This is a genomic window from Nocardiopsis sp. NPDC055551 (assembly GCF_053619415.1).
Genome location: NZ_JBSHJJ010000001.1, coordinates 485415 through 501936, shown reverse-complemented (window position 1 = coordinate 501936; position 16522 = coordinate 485415). Strand labels below are relative to the sequence as shown.

Below are 16522 nucleotides of genomic sequence, written 5' to 3'. Positions count from 1 at the left end.
TAGTCTGTTGGTGCGTCAAGTCACACCCGTGCCCCTTCCCCGGAACGATCCGCACGTCAGAGGGTGCCGTCCTCCGCTCGGCCCTGCGCGGCGCGTTCGGCGACGCGCCGTTCGACCCCGTCCAACAGCCATGCCAGGGCCCGTTCGAAGACCCGCACGGGCTCGTAGGGGTCCCGGAGACGTTCGATGGCCTCGAAACGGCCGGCCTCGATCCGATGCGTGGTCAGGTAGCCCTCCTGGATCGTGGCGAAGGAGCGCCCTTCGGGATCGACCCAGCCTCGGGCGCGGTCGGCCTCGATCACCTTGGCGACGTGCCCCTGGACGAGACCGTCGACGGCCTCCACCACGGCGAGGGCCTCCTCGGCGTCGAGCCCGGTGCCGTCGAAGACGCGGATGGCCGAGTCGGTCCACGCGAAGGCGTGGGGGCCGATGAACGGGCCGGAGGTGATCTCGACCAGCCAAGGGTGCGCGCGGAAGGAGGCCAGGTCCTCACGGGCCCAGGCCTGGACCTTCTCCCGCCAGGTGCCCGGGCGGGTGTGCGGGAGCGGCGCCTGACCGGTCATCTCGTCGACCATCAGGGCCAACAGGGCGGCCTTGTCGGGCACGTAGGTGTACAGGGTGGCGGCGCCGACGTCCAAGTGGGCGGCGACCTTGCGCATCGACAGCGCCTCGACGCCCTCGGACTCGGCGACGACCATGGCCGCCTCCACCACGCGCTGGACGGTGAGCCGGTGGCGGGGCCCGCGTTTGGGCCGACCGAGACCGGTCCACAACAGGTCCAGCGTGGCCTCGACGCTCTTTCGTGCGGTACTCACCCGACATCCCCCTTTGCCAAAACTCCGTACACTGTTCTACATTAATCGAACAGTGTACGGAGTTCATTGGAGCACTCATGTCCCCACCGGGAACCCCCCGTCTACGCGAGGACCTGATCCGGATCGGGTCACTGGTCGTGGTGTTCGCCCTGACCGGCGTGGCCGCGTACGCGCTCATCGACCTGTTCTCCACCACGCCCGACGCACCCCTGGGGACGGCGGTCCGCTCGACCGCGTTCGTCCTGGTGATCCTGCCGATGGTGTGGGCGCTGTGCCGCACCGCCGGGCGCACCCTGTCCTCGATCGGCCTGAGCACCCCGGGACGGGCCTGGCCACCACTGGTGACCGCCGCCCTGAGCGCCTGGTCCGTGTCCGCCCTCGTCGTGGGCGCCGCGCTGATCACCGACAACGCCACCCTCGACGCCGCGGCCCTGCTCCCGGCCCTCCTCTGGGCCCTGTTGCTCGCCCCGCTGATGACGCTCGCGCAGATCCTGCCCGAGGAACTGGTCTTTCGCGGCTACGTCCAGCACATGCTCGGGTTCCACCTTTCCCAGGTAGCCGTGATCCTCGTCCAGACCGTGCTGTTCGCGGGCGCGGTGTCCTTGGCCATGGGATCCGCCGACGCACTCCTCGACCTCGTCCTGCTCGGTGTCCTCACCGGCCTGTTGCGCATGACCACCGGCGGGGTCTGGGCCGGGGTGGGTGTGCGTCTGGCCCTGACCGCCACCGCCATCGTGCTGCACGGCGTCGATCTCTCCTTCGGCGCCGGCTCCGGGGCCTGGAACCTGGGGGTGAACATGGGCGGCGCCTTCGCCGCCTACCTGGCGATCCGGTTCCTGTTCGCGGCCCGCCCCGAACTCACTCGGGTACCGGTGGAGCAGGACGCCCTGCCACGTCGACGGATCCCCGTGCGCGGCGTCATGTACGACGTCGGTTCCGGCTACGTGCCCGGACAGAACTCACGCGAGCGCTGGAACCCCGAGGTGGTCCGCGAGGAGATGCGCGTCATCCACGAGGACCTGCACTGCACCACCGTGTCCCTGTTCGGTCAGGACCTGGACCGCCTGGAGCAGGCCGCCCGCTTCGCCCTGGCCCAGGGGCTGGACGTGTGGCTGCAACCCCGTTCCCTGGACGCCCGCCACGACGAACTCGTCGAACACGTGGGCCGGGCCGCCGAACTCGCCGGGCGGCTCATCGAGGAGTACCCCGCCCGGGTGGTGCTCAACGTGGGCTGCGAACTCACCATCCTCAACCGTGACATCATCCCCGGCCGCGACATGAGACGCCGGACGATGGCCCTGTACGTGTTCGGGATGCTGCCCTCCTACTACAACCACCGGCTGAACAGGGTCTTGCGCCGGTTGGTCGCCGCCGCCCGCGAGGAGTTCCCAGGGCCGCTCACCTACGGTTCGGGCACCTGGGAGACCGTGGACTGGACGCCCTTCGACATCATCGGAGTGGACTACTACCTCGACGAGCTCACCCGCGACTCCTACCGGCAGGGGCTGCACGCCCTGAACCGGCTGGGCAAACCGGTGGTGGTCACCGAGTTCGGCTGCTGCTCCTACCGGGGCGCCGAGACCCTGGGCGGCTCGGGCGCCGACATCCTGGACTGGCGCGACCTGGACGATCGGAAGGTACGGGGGAACCCGGTCCGTGACGAAGGCGTCCAGGCCGACATGATCGAGCGGCTCATCGACGTGTACGAGACCGAGGACGTGCACGGCGCGTTCCTGTGCATGTTCGTCGAGGGCGACTGCCGCTACTCCCCCGACCCCACCCGTGACTGCGACATGGCGAGCTTCGGGATCGTGCGCCCGCCCTCCCTGGAGTCGGGTCTGTCCCCCGACGACGGACACTGGGAACCCAAGGAGGGCTTCCACGCCCTGGCCCGCCGTTACGGAGCCGACGTCCCTTCCACGGCGGACCGGGGCTGAGGCCTTCAGTCGCGCAGTTCGCGCTTGAGGATCTTGCCCGAGGCGTTGCGGGGCAGTTCCGTCACCACCCGCACCGCCTTGGGCACCTTGAACGGGGCCAGCCGCTCCCGAACGTGTTCGACGAGAGCGGCGGGAAGCCCGTCGGTGTCGGCTCCGGGCGCGGGCACCACGAAGGCGGTCACCGCCTCGATCCACTTCTCGTCGGGCACGCCCACCACCGCGGCCTCGGCCACCTGCTCGTGGGCGAAGAGCACGTCCTCGATCTCCCTGGAGGCCACCATCACGCCGCCGGTGTTGATGACGTCCTTGATCCGGTCCACGATCTCGATGTAGCCCTCGGCGTCGGCGCGCACCAGGTCACCGGAGTGGAACCAGCCGCCTCGGAACGCCTCGGCGGTCTCCTCCGGCTTGTCCCAGTACCCCTGGCACAGCTGTGGGGATCGGAAGACCAGCTCGCCCAACTCTCCCGGGGCGACGTCGCGGTCCTGCTCGTCGACCACCCGAAGTTCCACGAACAGGACGGATCGTCCGGCGGAGGCGGGGCGGTCGACGTGCTCCTCGGGGCGCAGCACGGTGGCCAGCGGTCCGATCTCGCTCTGCCCGAAACAGTTGTAGAACCCGAGTTCGGGAAGGGTCGTCCGGAGTTTCTCCAGGACCGGTCCGGGCATGATCGAGGCCCCGTAGTAGGCCTTGCGCAGGCTGGACAGGTCGCGGTCGGCGAACTCGGGATGGCCGGCCAGGGCGACCCACAGGGTGGGCGCGGCGAAGAACGCGCCGTGGCGGTCGGTCTCGATCCGACACAGCAGGTCGGTGGGGTCGGGTGCCTCCACCAGGGTGTTGGTGGCGCCCACCGCCAGCCAGGGCATGAGGAAGACGTGCATCTGGGCGCTGTGGTAGAGCGGCATCGCGTGCAGCGGGTCGTCGTCGGCGTCCAGGTCCAGGGCGACCAGACACGACAGATACTCGTGGACCAGGGCGCGGTGCGTCATCATGGCGCCCTTGGGCCGTGAGGTGGTCCCGGAGGTGTAGAGCAACTGCACCAGGTCGGTGTCGACGACCTCCACGTCCAACACCGGGACCGGACCCTCCGTGGCGTCGGCCAGCAGTGATCCGGCACCGCCGCGCAGCTCCAGCACCTGTTCGATCCCGGTGCGCGCACGCAGCCCGTCCACCGCGGAGCGCAGCGCCGGGTCGGCCAGCACCATGCCGCTGCCGGACTGTTCGAGCAGGTAGGCCAGTTCCTCGCCTTGGAGGGCGAAGTTGATGGGCACGTGCACCAAGCCGGCACGGGCGCAGGCCAGGTAGCCGATGAGGTAGGCGTCGGAGTTGCGCCCGTAGGCGGCGATCCGGTCGCCCTTGGTCGCGCCCAGGCCCAGGAGGCGGGCGGCGGCGCGGGTGACCGCGTCGTCGAGTTCGGTGTAGGTCCAGGTACGGTCCTCGAAGACCAGGGCGGTGCGGTCGGGGGTTCTCGCGGCACTGCGGTGGAGGATGTCGTCCACGCGGCTGGAGGTGGTCGAAGTGGTCATGGCACCTGCTCTTCCCAAGGTCGCGGCCCGAGGGTCGGGGCCGTCGGCACGGACCCCATCCTGTTGTCCCCCCGACCCCGTTCGCAAGGGTCGAGGTGTCAGGACGCTCCGACCTCGGAACGGGCCCGGCTCGCCTGATACGGGGTCGTCCACAGGCGGGACATTCGCTCTTGCGGTGGGGTGTCCCATCGTCATACCTTTTTGCCTGGTTCAGCGGGTTCGACGGAGTGGGAGCGGCATGAGGATCCTTGTGGTGGGCGCCGGGGCGGTCGGCGGGTACTTCGGTGCTCGGCTGGTCAAGGCCGGGCGGGACGTCGACTTCCTGGTGCGACCGGCCCGAGCCGAGGTGCTCCGCGCGCGGGGTCTGGTGCTGCGCACGGTGGAGGGCGAGACCGAGAGCGTGCCCGTGCGCGCCGTCACCGCGGCCGAGCTCAACCCCGAGTACGACGTGGTCCTGTTGGCGGTGAAGTCCTACGGGCTGGAGGGGGCCGTGGCCGACCTGGCCGGGGCGGTGGGGCCGCGGACCGTCGTGGTGCCCTTCCTCAACGGCATGCGGCACTTGGACGTGCTCACCGAACGCTTCGGCGAGGACCGTGTCTACGGCGGAGTGAGCATGGTGATGACCCGGCTGGGTGAGGCCGGGGAGATCGTCGAGGTCGGCAAGATGGGCGAGCTGATCTACGGTCCGCTGGGGTCGAGCCCCGTGGTGGGACTCGACCAGGTGCACAAGGCCCTGGACGGGGTCGGTTTCACCGCTCGGGCGGCCGAGGACATCCGTCAACGGATGTGGGACAAGTGGGTGTTCCTGGCAAGTCTGGGCGCCGCGACCTGCCTGATGCGCGCCCCCATCGGCCGGGTCAACCGGGCCCCGGGCGGCGCGGAGTTCAGTGCCGCGGTGTTCGCCGAGGCGATGGCGGTGGCCACCGCCGCCGGATTCCCACCGAGTGAACACATCCGGGCCTTCGCCGAGAAGACCATCGGTGACACCGAACGCGAGACGTCCACGTCCATGTACTGGGACCTGACCCATGACAACCCGGTGGAGGGCGACCACATCGTCGGTGACCTGGTGGGGCGGGGCCGGGAACTGGGTGTGCCCACTCCACTGTTCTCGCTGGCCCACACGCACCTGAGCGTGTACTCGGCCGGCCGTGGCGACCTTTTCGCGAACCCACAGCACTGACGGCGTCACCCTTGGTAGTTTTCCTCTGTTCGGCGCACCCCGCCCGGACGCTCCGAGGAGAGGATGACCCCATTGGGTACGCCCCGTGCACAGTCGGCACAGCACCTGCCCGAGATCCACGCCGACCTGGGCCGGCTTCGCGCGACCGTCGCCGCCGCCCTCGACGAGGAACTGCACGCCCTGGTCGACCTCCGCGCCTCCCTGCTCAACGGCTGCGCGTTCTGCGTCGACATGCACACCGACACGGCGCTGAAGGCCGGCGTGTCCGCGCAACGCGTGACCCTGGTCGCCGCCTGGCGCGAGGCGGGCGACCACTTCAGCGAGGCCGAACGCGCCGTCCTGGAGGTCGTGGACGCCCTCACCCGGCTCGGCGAGAACGGTCTGGCGGACGATGTCTACGCGCGGGCCGCCGAGCATCTCTCGGAGCGGGAGATGGTCGCCCTCATCACCGCCGTCGGTCTGATCAACCTCTACAACCGTTTGGGGGTGGGCACCGCGCTGACCCCGCCCGTTCGCTGACACCGGGGCGTCCGGCGGGGCCGGCGGCCCCGCTCACGCGGGCCGGCGCCCCCGCACGGAGTAGGTCAGGCAGGAGCAGGCCCGGAACGTGGGATCGGCCAACAGCTCGCGCACCCGGGCGAGGTCCTCGTCCGTCATGCCCTCGCGCACGAAGGCGTCGCGCAGGTGCCGGGTGTGGTGGGAGATGAGGTGCACGCCCGGGGAACCGGCGTCCCACAGTTCCACGTGCGGGCGCGGATCGACGTCGACCAGGCCGGCCCGGCGCATCGCCTCACCGGCGTGGCGCCCCCAGGCCGGGTCGGCGCCGGCCCGGTGCATCAGCGCGACCTTCGCCGCCAGGAACCTCTCGTACAGCGCCCCGGCCTCGGAGTCCGGCATGAGCAGGGACGGCCCGTAGTCGATGTCGAATTCGTCCAGTTGCAGTACCCCGCCCGGTTTGAGGGCGCGCACCAACCGGTCCAACACCTCCAGGCGTTCGGGCAGGTGCAACAGCACCAGACGCGAGTGGATCAGGTCGAAGGCGGCCTCCGGCAGCGGGTCGCGGGTGACGTCGTGCCGCAGGACCCGCAGTCCTTCGGCGGGGGCGATGTGGTCGGGCTTGATGTCGGTGGCCACGACCTCACCGCCCGGGGCGACCCGCCGAGCCAACCAGTGGGCGACACCGCCTCCCCCGGCGCCCACCTCCAGGCAGCGCCATCCGGGTCCGACCCCGGTCTCGGCGAGCCTGCGGGTGGTCAGGGGGTCGTAGGCGGCGGCCAGGAACCGGTGTTGGTCGCCGGCGTTCTCGTTGTGGTTGTCGAAGACGTAACCGGCTTCGGCGGGAACGGTCTGTGTCACTTGGGGTCTCCTGAGAGTACGGTCGGTCGGTCTCGCACCGCGTCGGCCGCCATCCGGGTCAGGGTGGAGGTGCACGTCTTCCCGGTCGGGCCGAGCGGTAGCGCGGGCAGGAACAGCACGTGTTCGGGCAGAGCCCGAACGTCCATCCCGTGCCGGTCGCGCAGGTGGAGGATCAGTTCGCGGGGCGTGGGCGGATCCACGCCGGGTAGCGAGCAGACGCAGGCGCACATGCGTTCGCCCAGGTCGGGGTCGGGTACGGGCACGCACTGCGCCTCGGCCAGCGCGGGATGGGCGACCAGGGCACGCTCCACCTGTGCGGGGAAGAGGGTGACACCACCCCGGATCACCGTGCGGCGCAGCCGGTCCACGACCCACAAGGTGCCGTCCTCGTCCAGACGACCGACGTCGCCGGTGCGGACCCAACCGTGGGCCGTGCGCCCGCGCGCGTGGAGTTCGGGTGCGCCGACCTGGCAGAGGGGCGTCATCGGCCCCCGGGCCAGGATCTCGCCGTCCCGCCCCGCCGGCAGGGGACGCCCTCGCGGATCGCACACCCGGATCTCGGTGACCTCGGGGTCGGGTCGACCGGCCATGCCCGGTTCCCATCGGTCGGGGTCGTGCGCGGTGTGGCAGTTCACCCCGTCCGTGGAGCCGTAGACGTTGATCACGGGCCGGCCGAAGCGCTCCCGGCACAGGTCCAGAACGTCCCGGTGCAGAGGCGCCCCGCTGGCCACCAGGGCCCGCAGCGACGAGGTATCGACGCCCTCTTCCACCAGGGCGATGCGGCGCAGCATCGTGGGCACGCCGATCACGTGGGTGGGCCGGTGGCGTTCGATGGAGCGCAGCGCGGCCACGGGATCGAAGCGTCCCGGAACGATCAGGGTCGCCCCGAGCCGGATCAGGGACACGATGCCCAACGAACCGAAGGACGAGGCCAGGGGGACCGGGATCAGCGCTCGGACGGGGCCGGCGCCGCCCAGTAGCGCCCGCGCGTAGTTGCCCCGTCCCCCGGCCATGGCGTCGTGGGAGTAGGCGACCATGCCCGGTGCGCCCTCCGATCCCGAGGAGACGAGGATGCGGGCGGGCGAGTCGGAGTCGGGCCGCGCCGGTTCGGGAACCGGCGTGTGCGCGAACGGGCCGTTCGTGTCCAGTCCCCCGGTGTCGACGCACCAGTGGGAGGTCCGTCCCAGGTCGTCGACCCGACCGGTGTCGGTGACCACCAGCCTTGCGCGGGACCGCTCCACCAGGGAGAGCACGTCGGCCCGGGAGCGCCCGTAGGGGATCGGGAGGGCGACCGCGCCCAGGGCGGCGATGCCGAGTTCGACGGCGATCGCGTCCCGGCCGTCGGGCAGCAGCACCGCGACGACGTCGCGTTCACCGCACCCGTGAACGGTCAGGGCCGCGGCGGCCCGGCCGGCCCGCGCGGCCAGCCCCGCGCGGTCCAGGGCGCCGTGGGCGTCCACGATCGCCTCGCGCCCGGGGTCCGCACGCACGGTGTCCAGGAACAGGGAGTACAGGTCCCGTCCCGGGCATGTCCCCTCTTGGACCCATCGTTCACGGAGGCCGGCGGGTACGAGGTCGGGCAGGGTCATGCCCGCCGAGGAGGTCCAGGTCATCGCGGCGCCTCCCCGTCCAGGGGCGCGAACGTCCAGGGCGCGCGGGGCAGGGCGACCCCGTGCTCCCGGGTGAACGCCTCGGGGAAGTTCCGGGCGACGGTTTCCGGGTCCGCGACCGGCGGCGTGCCGTGCCCGGTCGAACCGGCACGGCCGCGACCGGCCCACCGGAGCAGGCGGGCGGCGTCGACCAGCGCCGTGCGGCCGGCGACACCGGCACCCGTGCGGGCACGTAGCAACAGTCCGGCCAGGGCGGCCTCGGCCGCCAGCAGGGCGCCGAGCACGTCGGTGAGGGTGACCAGGGAGGGGGCGGGGCCGGTGTCGTCGTCGGCCAGCAGGTGGGCGATCCCGCCGTGGGCCTGGATCGAGAAGTCGGTGGCCGGAGCCCCCGGGTCGGGTTCCTCACCGGCCCAACCCTCGGCGTGGATGTGCACCAGACCCGGGGCACGAGCCGTGAGGTCGTCGACGCCCAGCCCGAACCGTTCGGCCCGGCCGGGTGGCCAGTTGTAGAGCAGAACGTGCCCCCGCGCCGCCCACTCGCCCGCCGCGCGACGGCCCTCGGTGCTCCTCAGGTCGCACTCGACCGCGTCCTTGCCCCGATTGAACGCGGCGAAGCGGGCCGAGACCCCTCCCGCCAGGGGTGGCACCCCGCGCATGGGATCACCGCCCGGCGGTTCGACGCGCACCGTCTCGGCGCCCAATAGGGTCAGCGCCAGCCCCGCCAAGGGGCCCTGGACCCGGTTGGTGGCCTCCACCAGGCGCAGCCCGGACAGGGGCGCGGTCCCGTTGCCCGGCCACGAGGGCAGGGGCGTGCCGGGCATCGCGTCCAGGTCGCGTAGTCGGCCGGGTGAGGAAGGTCCCTCCTCGGTGTTCTCCCCCGGTGAGCGCAAGGGGACGGCCCCCACCGCGCACTCTCGGGCGATGTCGCGCACGACCGCGAACGACCGTGCGGCGAGGGTGTCGAACAGCGCCTCGGGCAGCGGACACACCGCGGTGGCGAAGCGTCGTTGGAATGGTGCCCACCCTGCGGCGATCGCCTCCATGGGTGCGCCCGACGTCCGCCAGAACAGGAGCCACGCCTCGGGATCGAGGGTCTCGACCTCGAAGCGGACCCCGTCCGAGGAACGGAACGGCGGTGTCCGTCCCGTGTGCTCCTTTGGCGCTGTACCCCGTGTCGCGGTGGCCTCGGCGACATAGGGGGCGACTGCCATCAACGCCGCCCCGGCCACCGACACCGACCCCCGCAGCACCGGTCCACCGCGCTCCAGGGTCAGTTTCGTCGCCAGCACCGCCTGCACCGCGAGCACGCCCGCGCACACCGACGCGTAGTCGATCGGCAGGAACCGGTCGCGGCCCCGCGCACGGCCGTGCAGGTGGGCCAGACCGCACGCGGCCTGGACGTCGCGTTCGCCGTACAGGGGCACCGAAGGGGTCGACCACGTGATGTCGCAGCCCGGAGGCGGTCCCGCGGGGCCTGCGGGGCCGGGGAGCAGGTCGATCCGTCCGGCGGACCCGGGGTCGGGCGGGGCCTCGCCCACCCGTTCGACCGCACAGCCCAGTTCCCGCAACCGGGAGATCGCCACGCGTACCGGCACCGTGTCGCCCACGGCCCGCACCGTGGTCCCCGTCAACGGTGCCGCGACGACCGCCGTCGCGGTCACGTCCACCGCCCCGTCCCACGGCCTCCGAAGGACAGGCCCAGTTTCTCCCGCAACGCGCCCCGCCGTACCTTGCCGGTCCCGGTGCACGGCAGTTCGTCCCAGGTGAGGACCATCGGGTCGGCCATCGTCGGCAGGTCCTCGACGGCCTTCTTCCACTCCCCCGGGTCCAGGGCCCCGTCCTCGGTGGCCAACACCGGGACGGGCGGCCCCTCGGCGACACCGAGCACGACGCATTCCAGTACCCGGGGGAGTCGCTCGTCGACGACGTCCTCGATCTCCAGGCAACCCCCCTCGGTCAGGCCGTCCACCTCACGGTCCACCAGGCGGACCGCGCCGGTGCGGTCGATGGAGCCGATGTCGCCGGTGTTCCACCAAGAGCCCACGAGCTTGTCCCGCCAGCGCCCCTCCTCCCCGACGTAGCCCAGGCACAGGGCTTCGGTACGGCAGAACAGCAGGCCCTCCTCCCCTGCCGGGAGGGGGCGCAGGGTGCGGGGGTCCACGGCGCGCAACCGGGTCCGGCCCGGGATCGGTCGCCCCAGGTCGCGGGTGGTGGCGCCGACACCCTGACGTCGGGACAGCGACCGGCGGGTGAAGAAGCGGAAGGTCAGCGGTCCCGTCTCGCTCTGGCCCCATCCCTGCATCCACACCGGGACCCGGCGTTCGCTGGCGTCGAGGAACGTGCGGACGGTGGAGGGATGCACGGCGTCGAAGGTACTGACGAACAGCCGTACCCGTCGTAGCCCCTCCCGTGGTCCCTCCTGGCCGAGGTGGCGCTGCCAGCGCGCCAGGGTCGCGGGTTGGGCCTCCAGGACGGTGGGTCGGTGCAGGCGCAGCGCGGGCCCGGCCTCCTCCAGGTCCGGTGAGGTGATCGCCGAGAGCGCGTCGGGGAACAGCCACAGCACCCCGGCGGTCCAGGCCAGGGCGCGGCCGTGGGCGAAGGAGATCGAGGAGGTGACGGTGTCGTCGCGGCGGCTGCCCAGGATCGGCCACCGGTGGGATTCGAACCCGGCCAACCTGCGCATGAGGGTTCGGGTGGAGTGCACGGCCAGTTTCGGTACACCGGTGGTGCCGGAGGTGTGCATGATCGTCAGTGGGGCGTCCAGGTGCGGGCGGCGCGGTGGGGGCGCGGTGCCCCCTCGCACGTCGTCGAGGGTGAGCGCGCCCTCGACGTCCCCGTCCACCACCAGGGTCCGGGCGGCGTGGAGCGAGGGGTCGTGTCCGGCGTCCCTCGCGCCGAGCAGCAGGGCGGTGTCGGTGACCAGCAGCGCCGGTTCCGACCTCCGGAGCAGGGTCGCCAGGGCCGACGGCGCCAGGTGGGCCGACAGCGACATGGGAACCGCTCCCATGCGCGCGGCGGCGCAGGCGAGCAGGACGTAGTCCCAGTGGTTGCGTTTGGCGATGGCGACGCGGTCGCCCGACCGGACCCCGGCCTGGGCGAACCATCCACAGATCCGATGGACCAGGGTGCGAGCGCCCGGCACGTCGAGTTCGACGCCCGCTTCCGGGGCGATGTCCAGGGGCCGGCTCAGGCGCACGGCGGTGGTGGACCCGCGCATGGTCAGGTCGTCGAAGAGGGTGCCCAGGTGGATGGGTTTGCTCGGTATCACGTTGCCTCGATCGGAGTGGGTTCGCGGGTCGCGGTGAGGAAGGCGAAGACGCGTTCGGCCGCCGTGTAAGCCGACGCCACCGCCCCCTCACTGCAGGGTCGAGAGGAGATCCAGTCCCCCGCGTAGTCGACGGCCGCCAGGGGACGGTCGACGAAGGCGGGGCGCGCGGACATCGTTCGTGGTTCGGGCAGGGGCAGACCGTGCCGGAAACGGTGCGTGACCGCCCCGCGCACGCGCGCCCCCGCGCCGGGCAGGTAGCGTTCGACCCTTGCCAGGAATCGCCGGGTCACCTCCTCGTCGGGGGCGTCGAGCAGGTCCCGCGCCGTCGTGGGGGTGGCGATCAGCGATATCAGGCCTCGGCCCCGCGGCGCCCGTCCGGGATGTTTGGCGTGGTCGATGGTGACCACCCCGATCAGGGGGTCGTCGGGCACCAGGTGGGCGAAGCCTCGGCGGGCACCGCGCGGGGACAGTGGGGCGTCCAACATCAGGGACAGTCGGAGCATCGGCGCGTACCCGCAGGCCGCCAGGTACTCGTGTTCGACCGTGGGCGCGTCCGGGTACAGGCGCGCGGCGACGGGGGCGGGCACGGCCAGGACGACCGCCCGTGCGGTGAGCGCGCCTCGCGGTGAGTCCAGGCGTACCCCGTCCGGGCCGGGGGCCACCGCGGTGACCGGGTGGTCGGTGCGCACGTCGAGCCGGGCGGCCAGGGCCCGGGGAAGGGTGTCCATCCCGTCCCGGTAGGTGCGCCAGGTCGCGGTGCTTCCGGAGGCCACCAGGTGTGCGGCGAAGGGCGCGGCCACCGCCCGGTCCGCGGGCCAGCCGAAGAACCCCGCCGCCAGGGGACCCAACAGCCGTTCGCGCAACTGCGGGTGATGAGGGCGGAGCAGGTCGGCGATGGTCGTCTCCCCCGGTCCGGCCCTCTCGGGGTGCTCGGGGTCCAGGCCGGCCCGGCCCAGGCTCAGTTGCAGACGCGCCAGGTCCCAGCGGGCGCGCGGGGACAGGCCCATCCCGGTGAGCAATCCCAGGGGGCGCCCCGCGTGCCGATGGGATCGCCCCCTCCACCTCACCGACAGGGCGTCGCGTACCAGGGGGATCGCCTCGGGGTCGCCGTCGAGCCCCATCGCCCGGATGAGCCGCCAGGTCGCCGGGTAGGCGTCGGCCGACGGAATCATCTCGGCGCCGGTGTCGATGAGGTGGCCCTCGGTGCGCAGGGTGCGCGTCCGTCCGCCCACGGCGTCGGCGGACTCCAGGACCCGGACGCCGCGCCCCGCCCCGGCCAACAGGTGCGCCGTCGCCAACCCGGCGGGACCGGCGCCTACCACCGCCACGTCGATCGGTGTGTTCACGACGCCCCCATGAGGAAGGCGGCGATCAGGTTGGCGCCGATGAGCAGGACGACCGTGACGCGGTGGGTGTGGATGGCCATGCGTCGCGCCCGCAGGATGTCGCCGAGGACGAACCCGATGAAGAGCTGGGTCACGCGCAGCGCGATGACGGGCAGCAGGGCGAGGGGGAACCACCAGGGCGCGATGCCGACCAGATGCGATGCGGTGACCAGCAGGGTCTCCACCGCGGTGAGCGCGATGATGAAGATCGAGTTGACGCGCGGCGAGACCATCGTGGCGACGGTGATCCGTCCGGCGGCCCGGTCCCCGTCGGCGTCGTTGGTGTTGGAGTACAGGCCGAAGATCATCGGGCCGCCACCGAAGATCAACGCCTGGACGACGACGAACCCGTCGACGTGCCCGATGAGCAGCCCGTAGGGCACCAGGATCCATCCCACGCCCAGGCCGACGAGGAAGATCTCCTGGAAACCCCGGTAGCTGATCTTCAGTCCCCAGGAGTACTGGACCGACGCGACCAGGCACAGGGCGGCGCCGATGACGGCCCACAGCGGCCGGTGCGGGGCCAGCGCCACCACCAGGGTCCACAGGGCGACGCTCGCGACGGTCGCCGCCCGCCCGAAGCGCAGTGCCTGGGGCTCGGTGAGCGTCCCGGCGACCAGGGGTTTGCGGGCCAGTCGGCGACGGGCCGCGTCGGAACCGTAGTTGGCGGCGTCGGAACCGTCCCGGTGGCCGGTGACGTCGTCGAAGGCGACCATGGCGGCCACCACCGCGATCTCGGCGACCAGGATCAGCAGGAGGAACCCGATCGTGTCGACGCGCATGCCCAACAGGGGCAGCGTCAGGGCGAACACCAACGGCAGACCGATGTAGTAGTCGACGATGTCGAGCTTGGCCAGCCGGGCGTAGGTCCCCAGGGTGGGCCTTGGCGGGGCCGCCGAACCGGTGAGGGTTTCGGGGGTGGGCGACTCGGAGGGCGCGCTCACTTGGTCGGTCATCGTGTTCTCGGGGCGACCACTCCGGCGTGGGCCGGGGAGGGCGCCCCTGCCTCCTTCTTGCTGGTGTGGGCTCCGGAGCATGTCCGCGGAGAGGCCCCTCCGATCGGAGGGGCCTCCTGTGGGGGTGGATCCCGTCAGCGGTTCCGCGTGTGGACGAACGACCGAACGGCCTCGACCACGTGTTCGACGCGGGCGTCGCTCAGGTGCGGGTACAGGGGCAGGGAGATGTTGCGGCGAGCCGCCTCCCGTGCCCGGGGCCAGGTTCCGTCGGGTCGGGCGTGGGGGGCGAAGGCCGGCTGTTCGGGCAGGATCCGCGGGTAGTAGACGTGGGCGGCGACCCCTTCGGCGGCCAGGTGGTCGCGCAGTCCCTCACGGTCCTCGCACAGAAGCGTGTAGACGTAGGGGAATCGGCCGTCCCCGCCCACGGGCGGCGCGACGATCCCGGCGTCGGCCAGGTCGGCCAGGCGTTCGGAGTAGTACGAACAGATCGCGGTGCGGCGGTCGATCCGTTCGGTGAGGCCCGCCAGGCGGTGCTGCTGGAAGGCGGCCATCACCTCGTCGAAGCGACTGTTGTGGCCGACGTGGTGGTGCAGGAAGCGGTTGCGGCCGTCCTGACCGTGGTTGCGCGACATACGCACCCGTTCGGCGAGGTCGGTGTCGTCGGTGAGGACCACGCCGCCCTCACCCGGCATCCCGAAGACCTTGACCTGAACGAAGGAGTACACACCGGCGTCGCCCCACCGGCCGGCCGGACGGCCCGCGAGCACGCCTCCCTGGGCGAGCGCGGAGTCCTCCACGAGCCGTACCCCGACCTTGGTGGCCAGAGCGCGCAGACGCGGCATGTCGGCCATGACGGAGAACATGTGCGCGGGCATCAACGCCCGCGTCCGGTCGGTGACCAGGGCCTCCGCGTGCTCGGGGTCCATGGTCAGCGTGCGGGGGTCGATGTCGGCGAACACGGGGGTCGCGCCCTGGGACAGGACCGTGCTCGCCAGCGGCGCGCACCCGAAGGCGGGCACGACGACCTCGTCACCGGGCCCGATGCCCATGGCGGAGAGGATCAGGGTGAGGGCGGAGGTGCCGCTGGAGCAGGCCACGACGTCGGAGGCCCCCAGGCGGGCGCGCAGCGCGTCCTCGAACCGCGCGGTGCGCCGACCCAGGATGAACTTCTGCTCGGGGTCGGTACCGACCTCATGCAGCGCCCCCAGCAGGGCTTCGCGATCGGCTTCGAACAGGTCGGCCGGAAAGAAGGGGATGGTCTGTTCGGCGGTGACGGTCATCGCGTCCTCCCGGTGAGGAAGTGTTCGATCTCGTCGCAGACCCGGTCGACGTGGTCCCCGGTCAGGTCGGCGTACAGCGGTAGCGCCACGGCCGACCCGCACACCGACTCGGCACGGGGCAGGTCGCCGGGCCGGTATCCCAGATCGTCGAAGCACGGCTGCAGGTGCAGCGGGCGCGGGTAGTAGACCTCGGTGTCGATGCCCGCGGCCGTCAGGTGGGCGACGAGGCCGTCGCGGTCCTCCACCTCGATCAGGTACACGTAGACCACGCGTTCCTCGCCGGGGCGGGAGGGGGTGTCGCCGGGGACGGCCCGCACCCCCGGCAGTTCGCGCAACCGGTCGTCGTAGCGGCGCGAGAGCGCGGCGCGGTGGGCGATGTCCACGTCCAGGCGGGCGAGTTTGGCCAGCAGCACGGCGGCCTGGATGTCGTCCATCTTGCTGTTGCCGCCGGTGACGACCGTCGGGTTGGAGATCCCCGGGAACGCCGCCAGGGTGCGCCCGGACCGGCCGTGGTGGCGCAGCATCCGAGCGGTCTCGGCGATGGTGTCGTCGTCGGTGAGCAGCGCACCCGCGTCGCCGATGGCCCCCAGTGTCTTGGTGGGGAAGAAGGAGAGCACACCGCCGGCACCGAGCAGGCCGGCGTGTACGTCATTCGCGCGCATACCGATGGCCTCGGCGCTGTCCTCCACCACGGTGAGCCCGTGGGCGCGGGCGACGCGGCCCACACCGTCCATGTCGGCGAGACGGTCGAAGAGGTGGACGGGCATGACCATGCGGGTGCGCTCGGTGATGGCGGCCTCGACGGAGTCGGGGTCTATGCCGTAGCCGTGCTCCTCGATGTCGGCGAAGACGGGGACGCCACCGGCGTGCACGACGGCGGTGGCGGTGGCGACGAACGTGTAGGCGGGGACGATCACCTCATCGCCGGGGCTCAGCCCGGCGGCGCGCAGCAACAGCACGAGGGCGTCGGTTCCGGAGTTGACGCCGACGACGTGTCGGGCGCCGGTGAAATCCTCCAGGGCGCGCTCGAATTCGGCGACCATGGCGCCGTGGGAGAATTTACCGTCGTCCATGACGCGGACACAGTGGTGTTCGATCTCCGGCCACAGTCTTCGAAAGGACTCGGACTGGTCGAAGAAGGGCACACCCGTGTGCTCCCCGCCCCTTTTTCTGGGGGCCGGGGAGGAGAATGTCGTCTTCATGTCA

13 protein-coding genes are annotated in these 16522 nt (G+C 71.8%); 3 read left to right on the top strand and 10 right to left on the bottom strand.

Going from position 1 to position 16522, the window contains the following annotated elements:
• Window positions 1-56: 56 nt before the first annotated feature.
• A complete protein-coding gene (locus tag ACWGSK_RS02030; RefSeq protein WP_358509693.1) occupies window positions 57-815 on the bottom strand; it encodes a TetR/AcrR family transcriptional regulator in 759 nt (252 codons plus the stop codon).
• Between the two features lie 77 nt (window positions 816-892).
• Here ACWGSK_RS02030 and ACWGSK_RS02025 point away from each other — a divergent pair, with 77 nt between their 5' ends.
• Complete coding sequence (locus ACWGSK_RS02025) at window positions 893-2752, top strand: CPBP family glutamic-type intramembrane protease (RefSeq protein ID WP_452455009.1); 1860 nt, start codon at window positions 893-895, stop codon at window positions 2750-2752.
• A 5-nt stretch (window positions 2753-2757) separates the two neighbouring features.
• Here ACWGSK_RS02025 and ACWGSK_RS02020 read toward each other — a convergent pair whose 3' ends face one another.
• Window positions 2758-4278 carry a fatty acyl-CoA synthetase gene (locus ACWGSK_RS02020; RefSeq protein ID WP_452455008.1) on the bottom strand — a complete coding sequence of 507 codons (1521 nt, stop codon included), beginning with the start codon at window positions 4276-4278 and terminating at the stop codon, window positions 2758-2760.
• Between the two features lie 238 nt (window positions 4279-4516).
• Between ACWGSK_RS02020 and ACWGSK_RS02015 the strand changes: the two genes are divergently transcribed.
• Both ACWGSK_RS02015 and ACWGSK_RS02010 read left to right on the top strand, forming a co-directional pair.
• Window positions 4517-5461 carry a ketopantoate reductase family protein gene (locus ACWGSK_RS02015; protein WP_452455007.1) on the top strand — a complete coding sequence of 315 codons (945 nt, stop codon included), beginning with the start codon at window positions 4517-4519 and terminating at the stop codon, window positions 5459-5461.
• Between the two features lie 72 nt (window positions 5462-5533).
• Window positions 5534-5980: a carboxymuconolactone decarboxylase family protein gene (locus ACWGSK_RS02010; protein ID WP_452455006.1), complete on the top strand. Its 447-nt coding sequence runs from the start codon at window positions 5534-5536 to the stop codon at window positions 5978-5980.
• Between the two features lie 33 nt (window positions 5981-6013).
• On the opposite strand, the gene ACWGSK_RS02005 is transcribed toward ACWGSK_RS02010, so the two are convergent.
• From ACWGSK_RS02005 to ACWGSK_RS01970, 8 genes are all read right to left on the bottom strand, one after another.
• Window positions 6014-6817 (bottom strand): methyltransferase domain-containing protein, encoded by an 804-nt coding sequence (locus tag ACWGSK_RS02005; protein ID WP_452455005.1) that lies wholly within the window; start codon window positions 6815-6817, stop codon window positions 6014-6016.
• Window positions 6814-8430: a class I adenylate-forming enzyme family protein gene (locus ACWGSK_RS02000; protein WP_358509676.1), complete on the bottom strand. Its 1617-nt coding sequence runs from the start codon at window positions 8428-8430 to the stop codon at window positions 6814-6816. The genes ACWGSK_RS02005 and ACWGSK_RS02000 overlap by 4 nt, the downstream gene beginning before the upstream one ends.
• Entirely contained in the window at window positions 8427-10088 is a 1662-nt protein-coding gene (locus ACWGSK_RS01995; protein WP_452455004.1) for a CoA transferase, read from the bottom strand. The genes ACWGSK_RS02000 and ACWGSK_RS01995 overlap by 4 nt, the downstream gene beginning before the upstream one ends.
• Window positions 10085-11695, bottom strand: coding sequence for a class I adenylate-forming enzyme family protein (locus tag ACWGSK_RS01990; protein WP_452455003.1), 1611 nt, complete (start codon window positions 11693-11695; stop codon window positions 10085-10087). Before ACWGSK_RS01990 ends, ACWGSK_RS01995 begins: the two co-directional genes overlap by 4 nt.
• Window positions 11692-13041, bottom strand: a complete 1350-nt coding sequence (locus ACWGSK_RS01985) for a protoporphyrinogen/coproporphyrinogen oxidase (RefSeq protein ID WP_452455002.1) — start codon at window positions 13039-13041, stop codon at window positions 11692-11694. Before ACWGSK_RS01985 ends, ACWGSK_RS01990 begins: the two co-directional genes overlap by 4 nt.
• The gene (locus ACWGSK_RS01980; protein WP_452455001.1) at window positions 13038-14036 is read right to left on the bottom strand and encodes a UbiA family prenyltransferase; all 999 of its coding nucleotides are present in this window, start codon (window positions 14034-14036) and stop codon (window positions 13038-13040) included. The genes ACWGSK_RS01985 and ACWGSK_RS01980 overlap by 4 nt, the downstream gene beginning before the upstream one ends.
• A 134-nt stretch (window positions 14037-14170) precedes the next feature.
• On the bottom strand, window positions 14171-15316 hold the full coding sequence (locus ACWGSK_RS01975) for a DegT/DnrJ/EryC1/StrS family aminotransferase (RefSeq protein WP_358509661.1): 1146 nt from the start codon (window positions 15314-15316) through the stop codon (window positions 14171-14173).
• Window positions 15313-16518: a DegT/DnrJ/EryC1/StrS family aminotransferase gene (locus ACWGSK_RS01970; RefSeq protein WP_452455000.1), complete on the bottom strand. Its 1206-nt coding sequence runs from the start codon at window positions 16516-16518 to the stop codon at window positions 15313-15315. Before ACWGSK_RS01970 ends, ACWGSK_RS01975 begins: the two co-directional genes overlap by 4 nt.
• Between the last annotated feature and the right edge of the window lie 4 nt (window positions 16519-16522).